This is a genomic window from Streptomyces sp. IBSBF 2435 (assembly GCF_036815005.1).
Lineage (GTDB): Bacteria > Actinomycetota > Actinomycetes > Streptomycetales > Streptomycetaceae > Actinacidiphila.
This window is the reverse complement of record NZ_JAJSYW010000354.1, coordinates 1-2507: the sequence shown is the minus strand read 5'-3', so window position 1 is coordinate 2507 and position 2507 is coordinate 1. Positions and strand designations below refer to the sequence as shown.

Below are 2507 nucleotides of genomic sequence, written 5' to 3'. Positions count from 1 at the left end.
GAGGGGTGCGGCATGATGGGGGGATGGCGAGTGACGGGGGTCGGAACGCCGCGGCACCGGGGGATGTGGTCGCGGGCCGCTACCGCATCACCAACCGCCTCGGCCGCGGCGGCATGGGCACCGTATGGGCGGCGACGGACGAACTGCTCCACCGCCAGGTGGCCGTCAAGGAGTTGCACCTCCCGCACACCGGGCTGAGCGAGGTCGAGTCCGGCCGCCAGCACGAGCGCGCGCTGCGGGAGGCCCGCAGCGTGGCCCGTATCCGCCACCCCCACGTGGTCGTCGTGTACGACGTCGTGGAGCAGGACGGCCGCCCGTGGATCGTGATGGAGCTGATCGACGGCCGCTCACTGGCCGAGATCCTGCGCGAGGACGGCCCGTTGGTGCCGCGCGAGGCCGCCAGGATCTGCGCGGCCGTCGCGGGCGCGCTGCTCGCCGCGCACGCGCACGGCATCCAGCACCGCGACGTCAAGCCCGCGAACGTCCTCATCGACCACGCCACCGGCCGCGTCGTCCTCACCGACTTCGGTATCGCCCGCATCCCGGGCAGCGCCACGATCAGCGAGACCGGCTCCTTCGTCGGCTCGCCCGAATACACCGCGCCCGAGCGGATGTCGGGCGGCCGGGCGGCGGGCCCGGAGTCCGACCTGTGGTCGCTGGGCGCGCTGCTGTGCGCGGCGGTCGACGGCCACTCGCCCTTCCAGCGCGAATCGATCGGCGAGATCGTGCACGCGGTCGCGATCGGCGACATCACCCCGCCGGCCACGGTCGGCCCGCTGCTGCCGGTCGTTCAGGCCCTGCTGGACCGCGACCCGGCCCGCCGGATGGCCGCCGCCGATGTGATGACGGTCCTGGTCGCGTACGCGGAGACCGGCGTCGAGCCGCCGACCCCCGACGCGCCCACCCCGGAACTCCCGGTCGAGAAGCCCGCGGACCCGAAGCCGCGGGGCCGGCGGCGCCGGCTGCTGGCCGGGGTGGCGGCGGCCGTCATGATCGCGGTCGTCGCCGGCGCCACCGCGGCGCTCGTCGTCACCCACGGCCGGGGCAGCGCCGCCTCGGCTCCGCGGACCACGCCACCCGTCACCACCACCGCCGCACCGACGACCACCCCGCCCGCGACACCGTCGCCCTCGCCGACGGCCACCGCCCCGGTCCTCCCGGCCGGCTTCCGTACGACCACCGACAAGCGCGGCTTCGCCGTGGCGCTCCCGGCGGGCTGGGTACGGCAGGAACTCAGGCCCCGGGTCTACTACTGGTCGCCCGACCACACCTTCCGCTTCGGCGAGCGCGAGCAGTCGCCCGATCCCGGCGGCCCGTACGCCGTGATGCACGGACAGGACGTCGTGGCGCGCGGCCCGGGCAGCATCTATCCCGGCTATCGCGACGGCGTCATCACCCGTACCTCCCAGAACGGCCAGGAGGCAGCGCTCTGGGAGTTCACCTACGACGGTTTCAACGACGGCCGCGGCGCCCGGCGCGTCTTCGACCTGTGCTGGACGCAGGGCGGCCGGATGTACGACGTGTGGGTGTCAGGCCTGATCACCCGGGTCGAGGAGACCCGGGACACCTTCGACACCGCCCGGGCCACCTTCACCCCGTGAGGCCCGCCCGCGCAGGTGGGAGATGCCCTGGTCCAGCGCGGCTTCGAGGTGGCGCAGGCTGCCGGTGGACAGCAGGATCAGCACTCCGCCCTGGACGCCGGCCAGCAGCGCGGCCGCGGCGCGGTCGGCGTCCAGTCCGCGGTCCATCTCGCCGACGCCCTGCATGTGGCGGATGCCCGCGGCGATCTCGGCCTGCCACCGCTCCAGCAGTCCGGTGGCCACCGCCTGCGCGCCGGGGGTCGCGTGCCCGACCTGGGAGACCGCGACGCTGAGCGGGCAGTTCTGGCCCTGCTCGCGGTAGCGGGCGACGACCTTGTCGCGCCAGTGCCGCCAGGCGGTCCAGGAGGTGAGCGCGCCCAGCTCGGGCTGCTGGTCGCTGAGCACCTTGGCCGCCTCGTGGCGGGCCACCGCCAGGAACAGCTCTTCCTTCCCGCCGGGGAAGTAGTGGAAGAGCTGGCTCTTGCTGGTCGCGGTGCTCGCCAGGACGTCGTCGAGCGTCACGGAGAGCACGCCGTGCCGGCGGATCTCGGCTGCGGCTCCCTCGATGATGCGGTGCCGCGTCGCGGCACCTCTGCGGGTGAGGGTCACGTCTTCGACGGTAGGTACGCCGGAGTGGACCGGCAAGTCCAGTTCCCCGCGTCCCGCGCGACGCCTGTCACCGACCTCACAGTCGCGCTCTGTGCGTGTTCACCGCGCCGTCCCCGCGCCCCTGTGGGGCACGGCTCCTCTGCCACAGAGGGTGAGGTCCCGCGGAAAGGCGCCGGCTCCGCCGCAGAGGGCACCCCTCAGGGGCGCGGGGAACTGCGCGCCAGCCGCAGTGCGGCGGCACTGTGAACGTGACAAGAAGCGGCAACCCCCAGGGGCGCGAGCCCCGGGTGGGCACCGCGGGCGGGGAGGGGGTTACTG

Annotated in this window: 2 protein-coding genes; one reads left to right on the top strand and one right to left on the bottom strand. The window is 74.3% G+C overall.

What is annotated here, in order from left to right:
• Window positions 1–23: 23 nt before the first annotated feature.
• Complete coding sequence (locus V7E46_RS33290; protein WP_333771890.1) at window positions 24–1601, top strand: serine/threonine-protein kinase; 1578 nt, start codon at window positions 24–26, stop codon at window positions 1599–1601.
• Here the strand turns inward: V7E46_RS33290 and V7E46_RS33285 are convergent.
• Window positions 1530–2189, bottom strand: coding sequence for a TetR/AcrR family transcriptional regulator (locus V7E46_RS33285; protein WP_333771889.1), 660 nt, complete (start codon window positions 2187–2189; stop codon window positions 1530–1532). The genes V7E46_RS33290 and V7E46_RS33285 overlap by 72 nt on opposite strands.
• Window positions 2190–2507: the final 318 nt, after the last annotated feature.

Excerpts from the sequence above, each read along its gene's own strand:
- V7E46_RS33290 (WP_333771890.1), top strand. The coding sequence starts at position 24 with ATGGCGAGTGACGGGGGTCGGAACGCCGCGGCACCGGGGGATGTGGTC.